Source organism: Novosphingobium sp. MBES04 (assembly GCF_000813185.1).
In the GTDB taxonomy this organism is placed as follows: Bacteria; Pseudomonadota; Alphaproteobacteria; order Sphingomonadales; family Sphingomonadaceae; genus Novosphingobium; species Novosphingobium decolorationis.
In genome coordinates this window covers 1,604,521-1,620,411 of record NZ_DF850489.1, presented here as the reverse complement: position 1 = coordinate 1,620,411, position 15,891 = coordinate 1,604,521, and the positions used below count along the sequence as shown (strand labels likewise).

At 66.2% G+C, this 15,891-nt stretch carries 11 protein-coding genes and 3 pseudogenes; 11 read left to right on the top strand and 3 right to left on the bottom strand.

Annotated features, from left to right (window positions below; translation table 11 throughout):
- The first annotated feature begins 96 nt into the window (after positions 1 to 96).
- From alaS to MBENS4_RS21055, 4 genes and pseudogenes are all read left to right on the top strand, one after another.
- Positions 97 to 2,754: an alanine--tRNA ligase gene (gene alaS, locus MBENS4_RS21065; protein ID WP_039394459.1), complete on the top strand. Its 2,658-nt coding sequence runs from the start codon at positions 97 to 99 to the stop codon at positions 2,752 to 2,754.
- A 372-nt stretch (positions 2,755 to 3,126) separates the two neighbouring features.
- A pseudogene (locus tag MBENS4_RS27670) lies at positions 3,127 to 4,080 on the top strand (acyltransferase family protein); the annotation flags it as partial.
- Positions 4,081 to 4,270: 190 nt separating this feature from the next.
- The gene (locus MBENS4_RS21060) at positions 4,271 to 5,197 is read left to right on the top strand and encodes a glutaminase (RefSeq protein ID WP_039394456.1); all 927 of its coding nucleotides are present in this window, start codon (positions 4,271 to 4,273) and stop codon (positions 5,195 to 5,197) included.
- Positions 5,198 to 5,313: 116 nt separating this feature from the next.
- Complete coding sequence (locus tag MBENS4_RS21055) at positions 5,314 to 5,517, top strand: hypothetical protein (RefSeq protein ID WP_039394454.1); 204 nt, start codon at positions 5,314 to 5,316, stop codon at positions 5,515 to 5,517.
- A gap of 119 nt (positions 5,518 to 5,636) precedes the next feature.
- Here MBENS4_RS21055 and MBENS4_RS21050 read toward each other — a convergent pair whose 3' ends face one another.
- Both MBENS4_RS21050 and MBENS4_RS21045 read right to left on the bottom strand, forming a co-directional pair.
- On the bottom strand, positions 5,637 to 6,074 hold the full coding sequence (locus tag MBENS4_RS21050; protein ID WP_039394452.1) for a GNAT family N-acetyltransferase: 438 nt from the start codon (positions 6,072 to 6,074) through the stop codon (positions 5,637 to 5,639).
- Positions 6,071 to 7,865: pseudogene (locus tag MBENS4_RS21045) on the bottom strand (cation:proton antiporter domain-containing protein). Before MBENS4_RS21045 ends, MBENS4_RS21050 begins: the two are co-directional and overlap by 4 nt.
- Before the next feature lie 182 nt (positions 7,866 to 8,047).
- Between MBENS4_RS21045 and MBENS4_RS21040 the strand changes: the two are divergent.
- The 6 genes and pseudogenes from MBENS4_RS21040 (at position 8,048) to ligA (ending at position 14,961) form a co-directional block, all read left to right on the top strand.
- Positions 8,048 to 8,845 carry an outer membrane protein assembly factor BamD gene (locus MBENS4_RS21040; protein WP_039394450.1) on the top strand — a complete coding sequence of 266 codons (798 nt, stop codon included), beginning with the start codon at positions 8,048 to 8,050 and terminating at the stop codon, positions 8,843 to 8,845.
- Positions 8,846 to 9,282: 437 nt separating this feature from the next.
- Positions 9,283 to 10,947 (top strand): DNA repair protein RecN, encoded by a 1,665-nt coding sequence (gene recN, locus MBENS4_RS21035; RefSeq protein WP_039394449.1) that lies wholly within the window; start codon positions 9,283 to 9,285, stop codon positions 10,945 to 10,947.
- On the top strand, positions 10,947 to 11,282 hold the full coding sequence (locus tag MBENS4_RS21030; protein WP_039394445.1) for a hypothetical protein: 336 nt from the start codon (positions 10,947 to 10,949) through the stop codon (positions 11,280 to 11,282). The genes recN and MBENS4_RS21030 overlap by 1 nt, the downstream gene beginning before the upstream one ends.
- Before the next feature lie 81 nt (positions 11,283 to 11,363).
- Positions 11,364 to 12,261 (top strand): annotated as a pseudogene (locus MBENS4_RS21025) (histone deacetylase family protein).
- Positions 12,262 to 12,356: 95 nt separating this feature from the next.
- Positions 12,357 to 12,737 (top strand): hypothetical protein, encoded by a 381-nt coding sequence (locus MBENS4_RS21020; RefSeq protein WP_039394443.1) that lies wholly within the window; start codon positions 12,357 to 12,359, stop codon positions 12,735 to 12,737.
- 76 nt (positions 12,738 to 12,813) lie between these two features.
- Complete coding sequence (gene ligA, locus MBENS4_RS21015) at positions 12,814 to 14,961, top strand: NAD-dependent DNA ligase LigA (protein WP_039394440.1); 2,148 nt, start codon at positions 12,814 to 12,816, stop codon at positions 14,959 to 14,961.
- A gap of 108 nt (positions 14,962 to 15,069) precedes the next feature.
- On the opposite strand, the gene sciP is transcribed toward ligA, so the two are convergent.
- Entirely contained in the window at positions 15,070 to 15,372 is a 303-nt protein-coding gene (gene sciP / locus MBENS4_RS24955) for a CtrA inhibitor SciP (RefSeq protein WP_084592273.1), read from the bottom strand.
- A 233-nt stretch (positions 15,373 to 15,605) separates the two neighbouring features.
- Here sciP and MBENS4_RS21010 point away from each other — a divergent pair, with 233 nt between their 5' ends.
- Entirely contained in the window at positions 15,606 to 15,881 is a 276-nt protein-coding gene (locus MBENS4_RS21010) for a PilZ domain-containing protein (protein WP_052322586.1), read from the top strand.
- Positions 15,882 to 15,891: the final 10 nt, after the last annotated feature.

Here is a 15,891-nt window from a genome sequence, read left to right as displayed (position 1 = left end):
CCCACCGCACAAAACCCCGTTTCATCGCCCAAAACGAACCGTCTGACCGCACGCAGCGTCTTGCCGACCCCGCCCGGGTAGCTTATCGGCGCTTGCATGCAGACGACGAACGATATCCGCCGGTCCTTTCTCGACTACTTCACATCCAAGGGCCACGCACAGGTCCAGTCCGCGCCGCTGGTCCCGTACAACGACCCGACGCTGATGTTCGTGAACGCCGGCATGGTGCCGTTCAAGAACGTGTTCACGGGCCAGGAAAAGCGCGACTACACCCGCGCGACGTCCTCGCAGAAGTGCGTGCGCGCCGGCGGCAAGCACAACGACCTCGACAACGTGGGCTACACCGCGCGTCACCACACCTTCTTCGAAATGCTCGGCAACTTCTCGTTCGGCGACTATTTCAAGGAAGAGGCGATCCTCAACGCCTGGACGCTGCTGACGAAGGAATGGGCGCTTCCCCAGGAGAAGCTGCTCGTCACCGTCTACCACACCGACGAGGAAGCGGCTGAGCTTTGGAAGAAGATTGCCGGGCTGGGCGATGACCGCATCATCCGCATCCCGACCAAGGACAACTTCTGGACGATGGGCGATGATGGCCCGTGCGGCCCGTGCTCGGAAGTGTTCTTCGACCATGGCGACCACATCTGGGGTGGCCCTCCGGGATCGCCCGAGGAAGACGGCGACCGCTTCATCGAGATCTGGAACCTCGTCTTCATGCAGTTCGAGCAGGCGGGCGGCGAGATCGTCGGCAACCTGCCCAACCAGTCGATCGACACCGGCATGGGCCTGGAGCGCATCTCGGCCGTCATGCAGGGTGTCCACGACAACTACGACATCGACACCTTCCGCAACCTCATCGCGGCCTCGGAAGGGCTGACCGGCGTGAAGGCCGAGGGCGACCAGCGTGCCAGCCACCGCGTGATCGCCGATCACCTGCGCTCGACCAGCTTCCTTCTTGCCGACGGCGTGCTGCCTTCGAACGAGGGGCGTGGCTACGTCCTTCGCCGCATCATGCGCCGCGCCATGCGTCACGCGCACCTGCTCGGCGCCAAGGATCCCCTGATGCACCGCCTCGTGCCCGCGCTCGTTGCGGAAATGGGCCAGGCCTTCCCCGAACTCGGCCGCGCGCAGCCCCTCATCGAGGAAACGCTGGAGCGCGAGGAAGTCCAGTTCCGCCGCACGCTGTCGAACGGTCTGAAGCTCCTCGACGAGGCGACCGGCGACATGGGTGAGGGCGCGACGCTGGCGGGTGAGACCGCCTTCAAGCTCTACGACACCTACGGCTTCCCCTATGACCTTACCGTCGATGCGCTGCGCCCGCGCGGCATTTCGGTCGACGAAGAAGGTTTCCAGTCCGCGATGGCCCAGCAGAAGGCCGCCGCGCGCGCCGCGTGGAAGGGTTCGGGCCAGGCCGCCGATGCCGAGATCTGGTACGACATCGCCGAGCGCGAAGGGGCGAGCGAGTTCACCGGCTACACCGCCACCACTGGCGAGGGCCGCGTTGTCGCGCTGCTTGTCGATGGCAAGGAAGTGTCCGAGGCCAAGGCGGGCGAGAAGGTCACGGTGCTGACCAACCAGACCCCGTTCTACGGCGAATCGGGCGGCCAGGTCGGCGATGCGGGTACGATCACCGGCGCGGTTCCGGGCAGCGATCTTGCAATCACCATCGAGGATACCGCGAAGCCCCTGGGTCGCCTCCACGCCATGTCGGGCACGGTTACGGCCGGTACGATCAAGCTGGGCGATTCGGTGCTGATGTCGGTCGATGTCGCGCGCCGCGACGCGATCCGCGCCAACCACTCGGCCACGCACCTTGTCCACCAGGCGCTGCGCGACCGTCTGGGCGATCACGTGACCCAGAAGGGCTCGATGGTCTCGGCCGACCGACTGCGTTTCGACTTCTCGCATCCCAAGGCTCTGAGCGACGAGGACATCGCCGCCATCGAAGCCGAAGTGAACGCGGAAATCCGCGCGAACGAGGGCGTGATGACGCGCCTGATGACCCCGGACGATGCCATCGAGGCGGGCGCCATGGCGCTCTTCGGCGAAAAGTACGGCGATGAAGTGCGCGTCCTCTCGATGGGCCGCACCGATGGCAAGCGGTCCTACTCGGTCGAACTGTGCGGGGGCACCCACGTCAACGCGACTGGCGACATCGGCCTCTTCCGCATCGTCTCGGAAAGCGCCGTCTCCTCGGGCGTGCGCCGTATCGAGGCGCTGACCGGAGAGGGCGCGCGCCAGTGGCTCGTCGCCCGTGAGGAAGCGCTCAAGGCCGCGGCCTCGGCGCTGCGCACGACGCCCGACGAAGTGACCGAGCGCGTCGTGGCCCTGCTCGACGAGCGCAAGAAGCTGGAACGGGAACTTGCCGAAGCCAAAAAGGCGCTGGCCCTTGGCGGCGGCGGTGCAGCTTCGGGCCCGGCGGACGAGGACGTGGGTGGGATCACCTTCTCGGGCCAGGTGCTCGAAGGGCTCGACCCCAAGGAACTGCGCGGGCTGCTCGACCAGGCCAAGCAGCGCATCGGCTCGGGCGTTGCCGCGATTGTCGCGGTGAATGAGGGCAAGGGCGCGATTGCGGTCGCCGTCACCGACGATCTCAAGGACAAGGCCTCGGCCGTGGAGCTGGTGCGCGCCGGTGTTGCCGCGATGGGCGGCAAGGGCGGCGGTGGCCGTCCCGACATGGCCCAGGGCGGCGGCCCGGACGGTTCCAAGGGCGCCGAGGCGATTGCCGCGGTAAAGGCCGCGCTGGCCGGCTGATTGTTCCTTCGCCGCGTCCTGCGGTGACGAACCAGGATAGACGCCCGGGGGCTTAGCCCTCGGGCGTTTTTCGTTGTGGGCCGTGGGAAGGGTGGAAGACGTATTTTTTCAAGGGGTTATTACCCCTTGACCCCCGAACTGGCTCCCTCACCTTTGTCGCGCCACGTTGGCCGAGAACGGTGAGGTCGCCCGTTTTGGGAGCCCGAGGGCGATGGCCCTCGGAACCTCCTTTTTGACTTCATTCTTGTTAATTCGGGGCCGATGCTCCCGGTCATGGCTCCACAATGGAGCCGTTTCTACTCCCCGTGAACGCGCACGGCGAGGTAGGCTACGAGGCGCGGCATTTTCGCCGCATCCTTAAGCGAGACATCGATGCCGGGATCTGCGGGCCCTGTCCTGGTCAACGTACAGGCGTTGCGCGCCGTGGCTGCGTACATGGTTGTGGCGCATCATATTGCGAACAACCTTGCGCACTATACGGCTCCGGGACGGTTTCCGGAGCTTCCGGCGTTGGGCGCGCGCGGGGTGGATATATTCTTCGTGCTCTCGGCCTTTCTGGTGGTGACGCGCAGTGACCGGCAGGGTCCTTCCCCGGGGGCGTTCCTGGTCCAGCGGATCGTGCGGATCGTGCCGATCTACTGGCTGCTGACCGGGCTGGCCGCACTTGGCATCGCGGCGGGGTATCGGCTGTTCGACCGGGGCGCGATCACGCCCGATGCGCTTCTTGCTGCGCTCTTTTTCCTTCCCGACTTTACCGAGCTGGACGCTGTGCGTCGGCCGATCCTGGTGGTCGGGTGGACGCTGAACTACGAAATGGGCTTCTACCTACTCTTTGCGCTCTGCCTGCTGGCGCCGCGGCGCGGGCGGGTGGCGCTGGCATGCGGCGCGCTGGCCCTGTTGTGGCTGGCGCAGGTGTCCGGTGCAGGGGGATTGGCCGGGTACTGGGGCGCCGACTGCGTGCTGGCCTTTGCTCTCGGGATGCTGCTCGCGCGGAGCCTTTCGTCGTCCGGATTGGCACCGGCTCTGGCCGTTGGCGCGATGTTGGCGGGCGCTGCGGGGCTCTGCGCGCTCGAGGTGCTCTACGTTCCGGCCGGGTTGCCGCATCCCGATCTGTGGGGGGCGATGCTCGCCGCGCTTGTCGTGCTGGGCGCCGTGGCGCTGGAGCGGCGCGGAATTACGCTGCGGGCCGCCTGGCTGCATCGCCAGGGCGATGCGTCCTACGCGATCTACCTCGTCCACGTCTTCGTCCTGCAGTTCGTGAGCAAGGCCTGGAAAGCGGCGGGTCTGACCCAGAGTGTGGCTGGGCTGGTGGTGATGGTGGCGTTGATGGTCGTGCTCGTGCCGCTTGTGAGCCTGGCCTTTCACCGGCACGTGGAAGTGCCTCTCACGCGTACCTGCGCGGTAGGGGGCGGCTTAGCGGGCGTGGCCCGGGACTGGCGCTCTAGCCTCCCGGCCGGGGGGGATGCCTTGCGATTAGCGCTGGCGGCCCGGCGCGGCCTGTGCGACGATTTTTGCCATGGATATCACGCATCTGGTCGAAGAAATTGCCGCCGACATGGCGACCCGCCGGGAACGCGGCCGGGTGGCGGACTATATCCCGCCGCTGGCGGGTGTGTCGGAGGGCAAGTTCGGGATCGCGGTGGTTCTGGAAGATGGGTCCGTGCACACGGCGGGGGATGCGCACGAGCCGTTCTCGATCCAGTCCATATCCAAGGTCTTCGCCCTCACGCTGGCGCTGGGTACGGTGGGCGATCAGCTCTGGAGCCGGGTCGGGCGCGAGCCTTCGGGGTCGGCCTTCAACTCCATCGTCCAGTTGGAGAGCGAGCGGGGCATACCGCGCAATCCCTTCATCAACGCGGGCGCTATCGTGGTCACGGACGTGCTGCTCGGCCATCTCGAACCGCGTGAGGCGATCGGGCAGATGCTGCGCTTCGTGCGCGAACTGGCGGGTGACGAGACGATCGTGATCGACAGCGCCGTGGCGCGGGCCGAGGAAGAGACCGGTTTTACCAACATGGCCCTTGGCAACTACATGCGCGCCTTTGGAAATATCCAGGGCGAGGTGGCCAAGGTGCTGGGGACCTATTTCCATTTCTGCGCGCTTTCCATGTCCTGCCGGCAACTCGCGATGGCCGGGCGCTATCTCATGGATTCGGGGCAGGTCGAAGGCCGCCGGATCGTCACGGCGCGCCGGGCGCGGCGTATCAATGCGCTGATGATGTCCTGTGGGCACTACGACAATTCGGGGGATTTCGCCTACCGCATCGGCCTTCCGGGCAAGTCGGGGGTTGGCGGAGGAATCCTGTGCGTGGCGCCGGGACGGGCAAGTATCGCGGTCTGGTCGCCGGGGCTCAACGCAAGCGGCAATTCACACCTTGGGCAAGTCGCGCTGGAGAAACTGGTCCACGCGACCGGGTGGTCCGTGTTTGAGGCACGCAAGTAATAAAGTTTTGTTTGTGCCTATTCGGGGCAATCTGGAAATCGAATTAGGAATTTATTTCATTATGCAAAATGATATAGGAACTTTCACTTAGTTTTTTACGTTCGGGAGGTTTCTGCATGCCGTATGTCGATGTTTTTGCGGATGAGGACGACGAGGAGCCGCTGTTCGCGACCGAGTTCGATTTCCTGCCGCACAAGGGGGAATTCCTCGCGCTCGAGATCGACGCGGAGTTGCTCCATCTCGAAGTCGTCGAGGTCTGGCACCGGCAGGACGAGGATGACGGTGCCTTCCATGCCTGCATTCGTATCGAGACCAACTGACGGGTTGCATCTGGTTAACGCGAATCAAGCCTGTTGATCCAGGCACGGGCCCCTATCGGCGCGGCAAGACGCGAGGGGGCCAGGGCGCTCGGACAAGGAGCGCGGCGCACGACCCTCTCTCAGCGGGTGCGCACCATGACCAGGCGATCCTGCCCGGGGCCATAGTAGTCCGGGCGCAAGGCCTCGGTCGAAAATCCATTCTTTTCATAGAGCGCGACCGCGTGGTCGTTATCTGGCAGGACCGTCAGGCGGATCACCGGGGCATCGTCCAGCGCCGCCAGCACCGCGCCGAGCAGGCGTGTTCCGATACCCTGGCCCTGGAAGGCCGGGCTGACGCCCAGCGAGAGCAGCCAGCCCTCGCCCGCATCGTCGATCCCGCCCAGCGCATAGCCGGCAACCGTCTCCGCGCTCTCGGCGACGAGAAAGCGTGTCGGGAACAGGTCGATGAACTGGCGCAGCGCGATCTCGCCGTAGGTTTCCTCAGGGAAGGTGGCCTCCTCCAAGGCGAGGATCGCGCCGAGATCGCCGCGCCGCGCAGGGCGGACCTCAACGCTCATTGCGCGGCTCCCGGTGTCTCGCGGTCCTTGGTGAGGACGCCCGAGCGCAGGGCGGGCTTTTCCGCAAGGCCACCCTGTTCCATGATCTGTTCGCGCAAGGTGTCGCGCTTCTCGTGGATCGAGGCGATGACCGGGCCCATCGGCACGCCGGTCTCGACCAGCACGGCCTCGGACAGCTGGAGCGAGCTTTCCAGCGTCTCGGGCACGGCGTGGGTGGCGCCGGCGCGGTAGAGCAGGGCGGCGTGTTCGGCATCGCGTGCGCGGGCGATGATCGGCAGGTCGGGGTACTGCTGGCGCAGCTTGCGCACGATGCGCTGCGCGGTCACGGGGACGTCCATGGTGAGGATGACCGCCGCCGCGTTCTCGGCACCCAGGCGCTCCATCGCATCGCCGCGCGCGGCATCGCCGAAGGCGACGTTGTAGCCCTGCGCGCGCCCATCGGCGATGAAGTCGGTGTCGGTGTCGATCGCGATGTAGGGGCGGTCGTGGCGGGTCAGCATGTCGGCCACCAGCTTGCCCACGCGGCCAAAGCCGATGATGATCGTGCTCGGCTTGTCCTCGGTCTCGGCCGGGTGGTGGGGGCCTCGACCTGGTCGACCCGGCGCGCGGCGATCTTGCCGAACATGGAAAGCAGCGGGGTGACGGTAAGGCCGATGGCGGTCACGATCTGCCAGAACTGGTTGGTGCCGGGCTGGATGAGCTGCGCCGTGGCGGCGGCCGAGAGTACGATGAGGGTCGTCTCCGAGGGGCTCGACATGAGAATGCCGGTCTCGGTCGCGGTGCCGCGCCGCGCGCCCATCAGGCGCAGGAGAACGCCCGTGACCACGGCCTTGAGAAGGATCACGCCCACGGTCGCGACGAGGATCGAATAGAGGTATTCCCAGACCACCAGGAGGTCGATGCTCATGCCGATGGTGATGAGGAAGACACCGAGCGCGAGGCCCTTGAAGGGCTCCATGATCTGTCGACCTCGGAATGGTACTCGGTCTCGGCGATCAGGAGGCCGGCGATCAGCGAGCCCACGATAGGCGAGAGGCCGACCGCGGCCGTCAGCAGCGAGGCGAGAATGACCACCAGCATCGAGGCGGCGAGGAACAACTCGGGGCTCTTGGTGCGCGCGGCCTGCGCGAAGAGCGGGGGCAGGAGGTAGCGCCCGAACACCAGCAGTCCGGCGATGACCGCCGCGCCCCACAGCAGCGTGTGGATGAGATTGCCCATCCCGTCGGCGGACGCGTGCGGGGCGAGCGCGCCCAGGAGGAAGATGATGGGGACGAGCGCGATGTCCTCGAACAGCAGCATGGCCAGCGCCGCGCGGCCCACGGGCGTCGCCGCGTTGGTGATCTTGAGCACGAGCGCGGTCGAGGAGAGCGAGAGCGCGAGGCCCAGCGCCACCGCGCCGGCAAAGGCCTGGCCGATGGCGGCAAGGATGAAGGTCAGCGCGCTGCCGATCACCACCAGTTCCATCATGCCCAGGCCAAAGACCATCCGGCGCATGTCCCACAGGCGTCCGAACGAGAGTTCCAGGCCGATCGAGAAGAGGAGGAGGATGATCCCGAACTCGGCGAAGATATCGAGCCCGCCGGGGTCGGTGATGCTGATGTGGGTCAGCCAGGGGTGCTCGAAGACATGCCGGCCGAGCCCGAACGGGCCGACCAGGAGGCCCACCAGGATGAACCCGATCACGGGCGTGATCTTGAAGCGGTTGAAGACGGGGATGACAATGCCCGCGGCGCCCAGGATGACCAGGGCGTCGGACATGACGGGGGAATAGAGTTCGTTGCTGCCGGCCATTGCGGGCCACTATGGCAGGCTGGAGGGGGCAGGCAAGGCGCATCTGCCGAAGTTTTCACCCTAAGTCCTTGGCGTTGCCCGCTTGCATCGCCTTGGGAGTGGGCTGGGCGGGGAAGGGGCGGGTGGAAAAACAGTGCGCAACTTCACTTGGCGTTCAGCCGCGCGCTGGTTATAGACGCGCCATGTTCGAACGTTCGCGCCTCAAACCCGTTGTCCTGGCCGCTGCATGCGGCGCCCTTGTCCTCACGGCCGGCTGCGGTGGCGGCTCGGGCGGCGCCAAGGATACCGCCTACGTCGCGCGCGACGTCGACACGCTCTACGCCGCTGCGCGCGAGCGTCTCGATACCGGCCGCACCAAGCAGGCCGCCGCGCTCTTCGACGAGGTCGAGCGCCAGCATCCCTATTCGCCCTGGGCGCGCCGCGCACAGCTGATGAGCGCGTTCAGCTATTACGCGGCGCGCGATTACAACAAGGCGATCCAGTCGGCGCAGCGCTTCCTCTCGATCCACCCGGGCAACAAGGATGCACCTTACGCCTACTACCTGATCTCGATGTGCTACTACGAGCAGATCAGCGACGTGACGCGCGACCAGAAGACGACCGAGCAGGCCAAGGCCGCGCTCACCGACATCATCCGCCGCTATCCGACCACGCAGTACGCGGCCGACGCGCGCCTCAAGCTCGACCTGGTCAACGATCACCTCGCGGGCAAGGAAATGACCGTCGGGCGCAACTACCAGCAGCGCGGCAAGTGGCTGGCGGCCACGCTGCGTTTCCGCGCCGTGGTCGACAATTTCCAGACCACCAGCCACGCGCCCGAGGCGCTGTACCGCCTGGTCGAGTGCTACCTTTCCCTCGGTGTTCCCGAGGAAGCCCAGAAGGCGGCCGCCGTGCTCGAGAACAACTACCCCAATTCCAAGTGGTACGAGCGCGCCTACAAGCTGATGGACAAGAACGCGCCCGACTTCATCGCGGCCTGAGCGAACGGGCTAGGCGAACGGTTTTCAAGCCCTCCGCAGCTTCGCGCTGCGGGGGGCTTCTCGTATGCGGCGCAGCTGTACGCCGCGCTCTTTGCGATTGCCAAAAATTCACTTTGTCTACTTTATGGGTTGAGTTAAAAGATGCGGGCAACGGCGCGAGAGATGCGCTGATTCGCTTCAGGAAAGTTTCGCTAAGATGGCTGCTCCGCACAATTTCGAAGCCCCGGGTCGCTGCTGGGAAATCGAGGCCCTGTGTGTTCTTGTCCTTGGTGTCTGGGCTCTGGGGATCGCCGCCGGGCTCAACTTGCTCGCCTGACGCATCCGCCCTTCGGGTCGCACCGGAACAGGGCGCGGGCAGGACGGTCCGCAGACAACGCGTTAACAGGCGTAAAGCCGGGTGACGAAAGCGAATTCGTGAGGTAGAACGATTCGCGAACATGCTGACTCGTCTCTCCATCCGCAACATCGTCCTGATCGAGGCGCTCGACCTCGATTTTGCCCGTGGCCTTGGTGTGCTGACCGGTGAAACCGGTGCCGGCAAGTCGATCCTGCTCGACGCGCTCGGGCTCGTCATCGGCAACCGCGCCGACACCGGCCTCGTCCGCGCGGGCGAGGCACGAGCCAGTGTGACGGCGACGTTCGAGTTTGCCGAATTGCCCGCTGTCCTCGCAGCGGCTCTTGAGGGCGCTGCCATCGAGGTGGAGGCGGGCGAACCGCTCATCCTGCGCCGACAGCTAAAGGCCGACGGCGGCTCGCGCGCCTGGCTCAACGACCAGGCCGTCAGCGTCGCGCTCCTGCGGGAAATCGGCCCGGCCCTGGTCGAGATCCACGGCCAGCACGATGACCGCGGCCTCGTCAACGCCAAGGGTCACCGCGATCTGCTCGACCGTTTTGCCGGTGGCGACCTGGCCGGGCTCGAAGCCGCCTTCAAGACCTGGCGGCGCGCGCAGGACGCGCTCGACCTCGCGCGCGAGGAAGTCGCCCGCGCGGCCGAGGACGAAGAATTGCTCACGGCGCATCTTGCCGAACTGGAGGCGCTGGCGCCCGAGGAAGGCGAGGAAGAAACCCTCGCGCTGGCGCGTGCCGACATGCAGAAGGGCGAGCGCCTGTCCGAGGATCTGGAAGGCCTGCGCTTCCTGTGGGACGGCGCCGATTCGCCGCTCGCTGCGCTGCGGGGGGCTGCACGGCGGCTGGACCGTATCGCCCCCGAACATGCGCTGCTCGCCGAAGCGCTCGACGCGCTCGACCGCGCGGTGATCGAGGCGGGCGAGAGCGAGGCCAAGCTGGAGGAGGCCGCGCAGGCACTGGCCTTCGATCCGGCCGAGCTTGACCGCATCGAGACACGCCTGTTCGATTTGCGCGCGCAGGCTCGCAAGCATTCCTGCAATGTCGATGACCTGCCCGGCAAGATGGCGACGATGCGCGCCGCTCTCGATGCGATCGAGGGTGGGAGCGAGCATATCGCCAGGCTGGAGGCCGCTGCACAGAAGGCCGCGCTCGACTACCGCGACAAGGCGAGCAAGCGCCACGATCTGCGCCGTTCGGCCGCACGGCGGCTCGACAAGGCCGTGGCGGCCGAGCTCGCCCCGCTCAAGCTCGACGCCGCGCGCTTCCAGACCTCGGTCGTCAAGCTGCCCGAGGCGCGCTGGAACGCGAGCGGTATGGACGGGGTGGAATTTCTCATCTCGACCAACCCGGGCGCCGATTTCGCGCCGCTGGCCAAGATTGCCTCGGGCGGCGAACTGTCGCGCTTCATCCTTTCTCTGAAGGTCGCGCTGGCCGAAGAGGGCGGGGCGGCCACGGTGATCTTCGACGAGATCGACCGGGGCGTGGGCGGCGCGGTGGCCGACGCCATTGGTGAGCGGCTTGCGCGCCTTGCCTCGAACGGGCAGCTCCTGGCCGTCACGCACAGCCCGCAGGTCGCCGCGCGCGGCAACCGCCATTACATGATCTCCAAGTCCTCGCGCGGGACGGTGACCAAGACCTCGGTCGCCCCGCTCAGCGAGGCCGAGCGCAAGGAGGAGATCGCGCGCATGCTCTCGGGCGCGCAGGTCACCGAGGAAGCGCGCGCGCAGGCCGACCGGCTGCTCCAGGGCGCCTGATGCGTCGCCCCACCCGCGCCGAACTGGGTGCGTTCGGGGCAACGCTTGCCTTTCCCTTTGTCGCGCTGGCCTGGGCGCTCAGTTCCTTTGGCTGCGCGGTGTGGATGCTTCTCCTCCTCGTGGGGGTTGCCCTCTCGGGCTTCAGTCTCTTTGTAATGACCCCTTTCGGGATGGCGATCCTCGCCTGGACGATCCTGGCGGGCGTGTTGGGCACCTGGAATTTCTCCCGCTTCCTGCGCTGGTTCGGGGACGAAAGCGGCGCGCGCGATCTGGCGCTCGTGGCGCTGAACTCGGTTTTCCTGTGCGCCACCAACCCTGTCGTATGGATGGGGTAAGGCCGGAACCAGGGCGACAATGCGCTGCGGTGTGGCCTCGGGGGCTCGACCGCGGCGGTGCGCCCGGTTAACCGCGGGGGTATGCTGCACATCGTCCATCACCCCGATTATGCGGTGGAAACCGCCCGGTCCGGCACTTTCCCGCACGACAAGTACGCGCTCGTCATGCGCGCGCTGGGCGAGAGCGGGGCGGCGATGACGGTCCACGAACCTGAGGTCATGCCCCCCCGAATGGCTCGAGGCGGTCCATGACCCGACCTATGTCGACGAGGTCCTCACATGCCGCGTACCGCCCGCCAAGCAGCGCCGGATCGGCTTTGCCATCGACGCGCGGATCTCGCGCCGCTCTCAGCTTTCGCCGGGGGGCACGTGGCTGGCGGCCCGGCTCGCACTTGCCCACGGATACGCCGCCAACAGCGCTGGCGGCAGCCACCATGCGCTGGCCGATACCGGCGCGGGGTACTGCGTGTTCAACGATCTGGCTCTCGCGGCCAACCGGCTGATCGAGGAGGGAGACGTCGCGCGCATCCTGATCCTCGACCTCGATGTGCACCAGGGCGATGGCACCGCCGCGCTGACGGCAGGGCGGGGGGATATCTTCACCTTGTCGCTTCACGCGGAGAAGAACTTTCCCTCGCGCAAGGCGCGTTCCTCGCTCGATATCGGATTGCCCGATGGCCTTGGCGATGCGGACTATCTGGAGGCGCTGGCGGGCGCGCTCCCGCAGGTACTCGATTACTTCGCGCCCGAACTCATCCTGCTGCAGGCGGGCGTCGATGCGCACGCGGACGACAAGCTGGGCCGCCTCGCGCTGTCGGACGAGGGGCTGGAAGCGCGCGATCGCATGGTTGCGGGTGAGGCCCGTGCGCGCGGTGTTCCGCTGGCGAGCACGCTCGGCGGGGGCTACGGCGCGGACCGGCTCGCCATTGCCCAGCGCCACGCGCGTACGATCCTGACGCTGGGCCACGCGCTGGGCTGAACTTCCGCGTCTCGCGGACCGGAAATCCCGCTTGGCTGTCGCCATTTCCTTCGGACACTCAACCAGTTGTCGCCAGCGCCCTTTCCACGATCACCTTGGGTGAGTTCGAAGGCCAGGATGCGATTGCGCTGAAGGCGCGCCTGCTCCCGTCCGATCTTGCCGCGAAGGTGGCGGCGGGCTCGCTGCAGCGCCTGTTTTCGCCAACGGTTGCTTTGAGTGCGGTCTACAGGGCTCTGGCGCAGGTGCCGCTTGATGCGCTGTTCCGGATCGAGTTGGGGCACTACGAGCATGATGTGAACTTCGGCTGGCACTTGCGGCATGTGCCGGACGAGGTCCTGGCGAGAGGCGGCTATGACGCCGAAGCCATGTTCGGTGCGACAGGCGAGGACGGAAAGTCCTGGCGGATCATCCTCAGACAGGGCGAAGGCGCGATGCCCGACGTCGTGATGCGCCGGGCACAGATCATCTACCACTGATAGCGGGTGGCAAAAGCCGGGGGCAGGGCCGCAATGCAGGCTCCCGTTTTGGTCCGCTTTGCGCCATAGCGGGGCCATGAGTTCCGAATCCGCACCCGATTTTCTCGCCGAAGCCGACGCCGCCAATGAACTGATGCGGCTCGCGCGCCAGATCAAGCGCGCCAACCGCAAGTACCACGCCGAGGACGCGCCCGAGATCTCGGACGCGGAGTACGACGCGCTGGTGCGCCGCAACGCCGAACTGGAAGAGGCGTTTCCGCACCTGAAGCGCCCCGACAGCCCGTCGAGCGCGGTCGGTCACGAGGTCGCGGCCTCGCCGCTCGGCAAGGTGACGCACGAAGTGCGCATGATGAGCCTCGACAACGCCTTCTCCGATGAGGAAGTGGCCGAGTTCCTGGCGCGGGTGCGCCGTTTCCTCTCGCTGTCGGCCGAGGAACCGCTGGCGGTTACCGCCGAGGACAAGATCGACGGGCTCTCCTGCTCGCTGCGCTACGAGAAGGGCAAGCTGGTGCGCGCCGCGACGCGCGGCGACGGGCAGGTGGGCGAGGATGTGACGCCCAACGTCGCGCATATCCCCGACATCGTACAGGAACTGACCGGGGAAGGCATCCCCGAGGTCTTCGAGGTGCGCGGCGAAGTCTACATGGAGAAGGCCGCCTTCCTCGCGCTCAACGAGACGCTGATGGACGAGGCGCGGGCCGAGGCGGAGCGCAAGGGCGAACCGCTCGACGAGGCCAAGGTGCGCCAGTTCGCCAATCCGCGCAACGCGGCCGCCGGCTCGCTGCGCCAGAAGGACGCGAAAGTCACTGCCAAGCGCCCGTTGCGCTTCTGGGCGCACGGCTGGGGCGCGGCGAGTGCGGTGCCCGGGGACACCCAGCATGAGGTCATCCGCCGGATCGAGTCCTGGGGCCTGCCGGTCTCGCCCCAGTTCCGCCGCTGCGAAAGCCTGGAGGAGCTGCTCGAGGCCTACCGCGCGATCCGGGATGGGCGTGCGAACCTCGACTTCGAGATCGACGGCGTGGTCTACAAGATCGACCGGCTCGACCTGCAGCAGCGTCTGGGCTTCGTCGCCAAGGCGCCGCGCTGGGCGATGGCGCACAAGTTCCCCGCCGAACAGGCCGAGACGACTCTGGAGAAGATCGAGATCCAGGTCGGGCGTACCGGCAAGCTGACCCCGGTCGGGCGCCTGCAGCCGGTGCTGGTGGGCGGTGTCACGGTCACCAATGTCACGCTCCACAACCGCGACGAGATCGAGCGGCTGGGCGTGCGTCCGGGCGACCGGGTGGTGATCCAGCGCGCGGGCGACGTGATCCCGCAGGTGGTGGAGAACCGCACCCGCGAGGAGGTACGCGATCCCTTCGTGTTCCCCGATCATTGCCCCGAGTGCGGCTCGGAAGCGGTGGCCGAAGAGGGCGAAGTCGACGTGCGGTGCACCGGCGGCCTGATCTGCCCGGCCCAGCGCACCGAGCGTCTCAAGCACTTCGTCAGCCGCGGCGCGCTCGACATCGATGGCTTGGGCGAGAAGACCATCGATGAGTTCTTCGCCAGGGGCTGGCTGGAAAGCCCGGCCGACATCTTCCGCCTGCGCCAGCGCCGGGACGATATCCTTGCGCTCGATGGCTGGAAGGACAAGTCTGTGGACAACCTGTTGGCAGCGGTGGAAAACCGCCGCGCGCCCGATGCCGCACGCCTGCTCTTCGGGCTGGGTATCCGCCACATCGGTACCGTTACCGCGCGCGATCTTCTCAAGCGTTTCGAGACACTTCCTGCCCTTCGCGAGATCGCCGAGAAGGCCCACGTCAAGGACGGCGAGGAGGCCGCCGCCGAGGCGAGCGAGGCCTACGCCGAACTCATCTCGATTGACGGTGTGGGGCCGGTGGTCGTGGGCGCGCTGGGGGATTTCTTCCACGAGGAGCACAACCGTGCGGTCTGGGACGATCTCCTGTCCGAAGTGACGCCACCGCCGTTCGTGGTGGAGAGCGTGGAAAGCGAAGTGGCGGGCAAGACCGTCGTCTTTACTGGCAAGCTGGAGACGATGAGCCGTGATGAGGCCAAGGCGCAGGCCGAACGGCTTGGCGCCAAGGCGGCGGGCTCGGTCTCGGCCAAGACCGATCTTATCGTCGCCGGGCCGGGCGCAGGCTCGAAGCTGAAGAAGGCGGCGGAACTGGGAATTGCGGTGATCGACGAAGCAGCCTGGGCCAGAATCGTCGCCGAGGCGGGCTGAGTGGGGATGTAAAACGGGCTGGCGCCCGCAAGCGTCAGCCCGTCTTCACAGGGGATTCTCCCAAGAGGTCAGACCCGTCCTGCCGAACAGGTCGCCGTGAGTCATCGTTCAGGACTTGCGTCCCTGTCGTTCATGCATTTGCCTGTAATGCTGAACGCGCGTGGCTCGAAGGCCCGCCATGCCCTCACGTTCGATGGAGCGTTGCCACGAGGCAAGTTCTTCGAGCGTTAGTCCATAGCGTTCGCAAGCTTCTGGTATCGTAAGCAGACCGCCATTGACGGCTGCGACAACTTCGGCCTTGCGACGAACGACCCATCGCGAAGTATTTGCGGGCGGTAAAGTTGCCCTCTCTAGTTTTTCCCCTAGGGGCCCAATTACGGAATCGGGCCGCTGTTTCTCGTCATGTTCCATGGTTGGCCTCTCTCGATTGTCAGCACCAACCCCCCTGACAGCAGCTATTGTTGCCAAGATGCGTTAACATTAATTAACTTGCAAAGGTTAATTGCAAATTATGTATTTTGCCAAGGAATCGCGGCTTCACGCTAATATCCCAATAAACTCGCCGTTTACGAAAGTTTACGGGCCGTTAAGATTTATTAATTACCCTTGCGTGCAGGAGAAGCGGCGCAGCGGAGGAGGGCATCATGCAGATGCGGGACGTATGCGACCATCCCAGCGTGGTGGCCCGGCATGTTTCGTCGGCGGGCTGTCAGTTCGTCGTGGAATGCGGCGAACTGGCGCGCGGCCAGAAACTGGCCTTCGCGCTTGATGGAGTGGGGATGATCAAGGCGCGGGTGCGCTGGAGCGTAGCCGATCGCGTGGGCGTGGCGTTCGACCGGGTGCTCGATCCCGGCGCGGAGAAGATCCTGACGCGCTATGGCCGCGCGGCCCGGCGTTTCGAGTTGGAGATCGTGGCCTGAGTTGAAGCGC

What these genes read in the sequence shown, in the direction of transcription:
- MBENS4_RS21055 (WP_039394454.1), top strand. Translation starts at nt 5,314, where the DNA reads ATGCCGTATGTCGATGTTTTTGCGGATGAGGACGACGAGGAGCCGCTG.
- MBENS4_RS21050 (WP_039394452.1), bottom strand. Translation starts at nt 6,074, where the DNA reads ATGAGCGTTGAGGTCCGCCCTGCGCGGCGCGGCGATCTCGGCGCGATC.
- MBENS4_RS21060 (WP_039394456.1), top strand. Translation starts at nt 4,271, where the DNA reads ATGGATATCACGCATCTGGTCGAAGAAATTGCCGCCGACATGGCGACC.
- MBENS4_RS21030 (WP_039394445.1), top strand. Translation starts at nt 10,947, where the DNA reads ATGCGTCGCCCCACCCGCGCCGAACTGGGTGCGTTCGGGGCAACGCTT.
- sciP (WP_084592273.1), bottom strand. Translation starts at nt 15,372, where the DNA reads ATGGAACATGACGAGAAACAGCGGCCCGATTCCGTAATTGGGCCCCTA.
- ligA (WP_039394440.1), top strand. Translation starts at nt 12,814, where the DNA reads ATGAGTTCCGAATCCGCACCCGATTTTCTCGCCGAAGCCGACGCCGCC.
- alaS (WP_039394459.1), top strand. Translation starts at nt 97, where the DNA reads ATGCAGACGACGAACGATATCCGCCGGTCCTTTCTCGACTACTTCACA.
- recN (WP_039394449.1), top strand. Translation starts at nt 9,283, where the DNA reads ATGCTGACTCGTCTCTCCATCCGCAACATCGTCCTGATCGAGGCGCTC.
- MBENS4_RS21040 (WP_039394450.1), top strand. Translation starts at nt 8,048, where the DNA reads ATGTTCGAACGTTCGCGCCTCAAACCCGTTGTCCTGGCCGCTGCATGC.
- MBENS4_RS21010 (WP_052322586.1), top strand. Translation starts at nt 15,606, where the DNA reads ATGCAGATGCGGGACGTATGCGACCATCCCAGCGTGGTGGCCCGGCAT.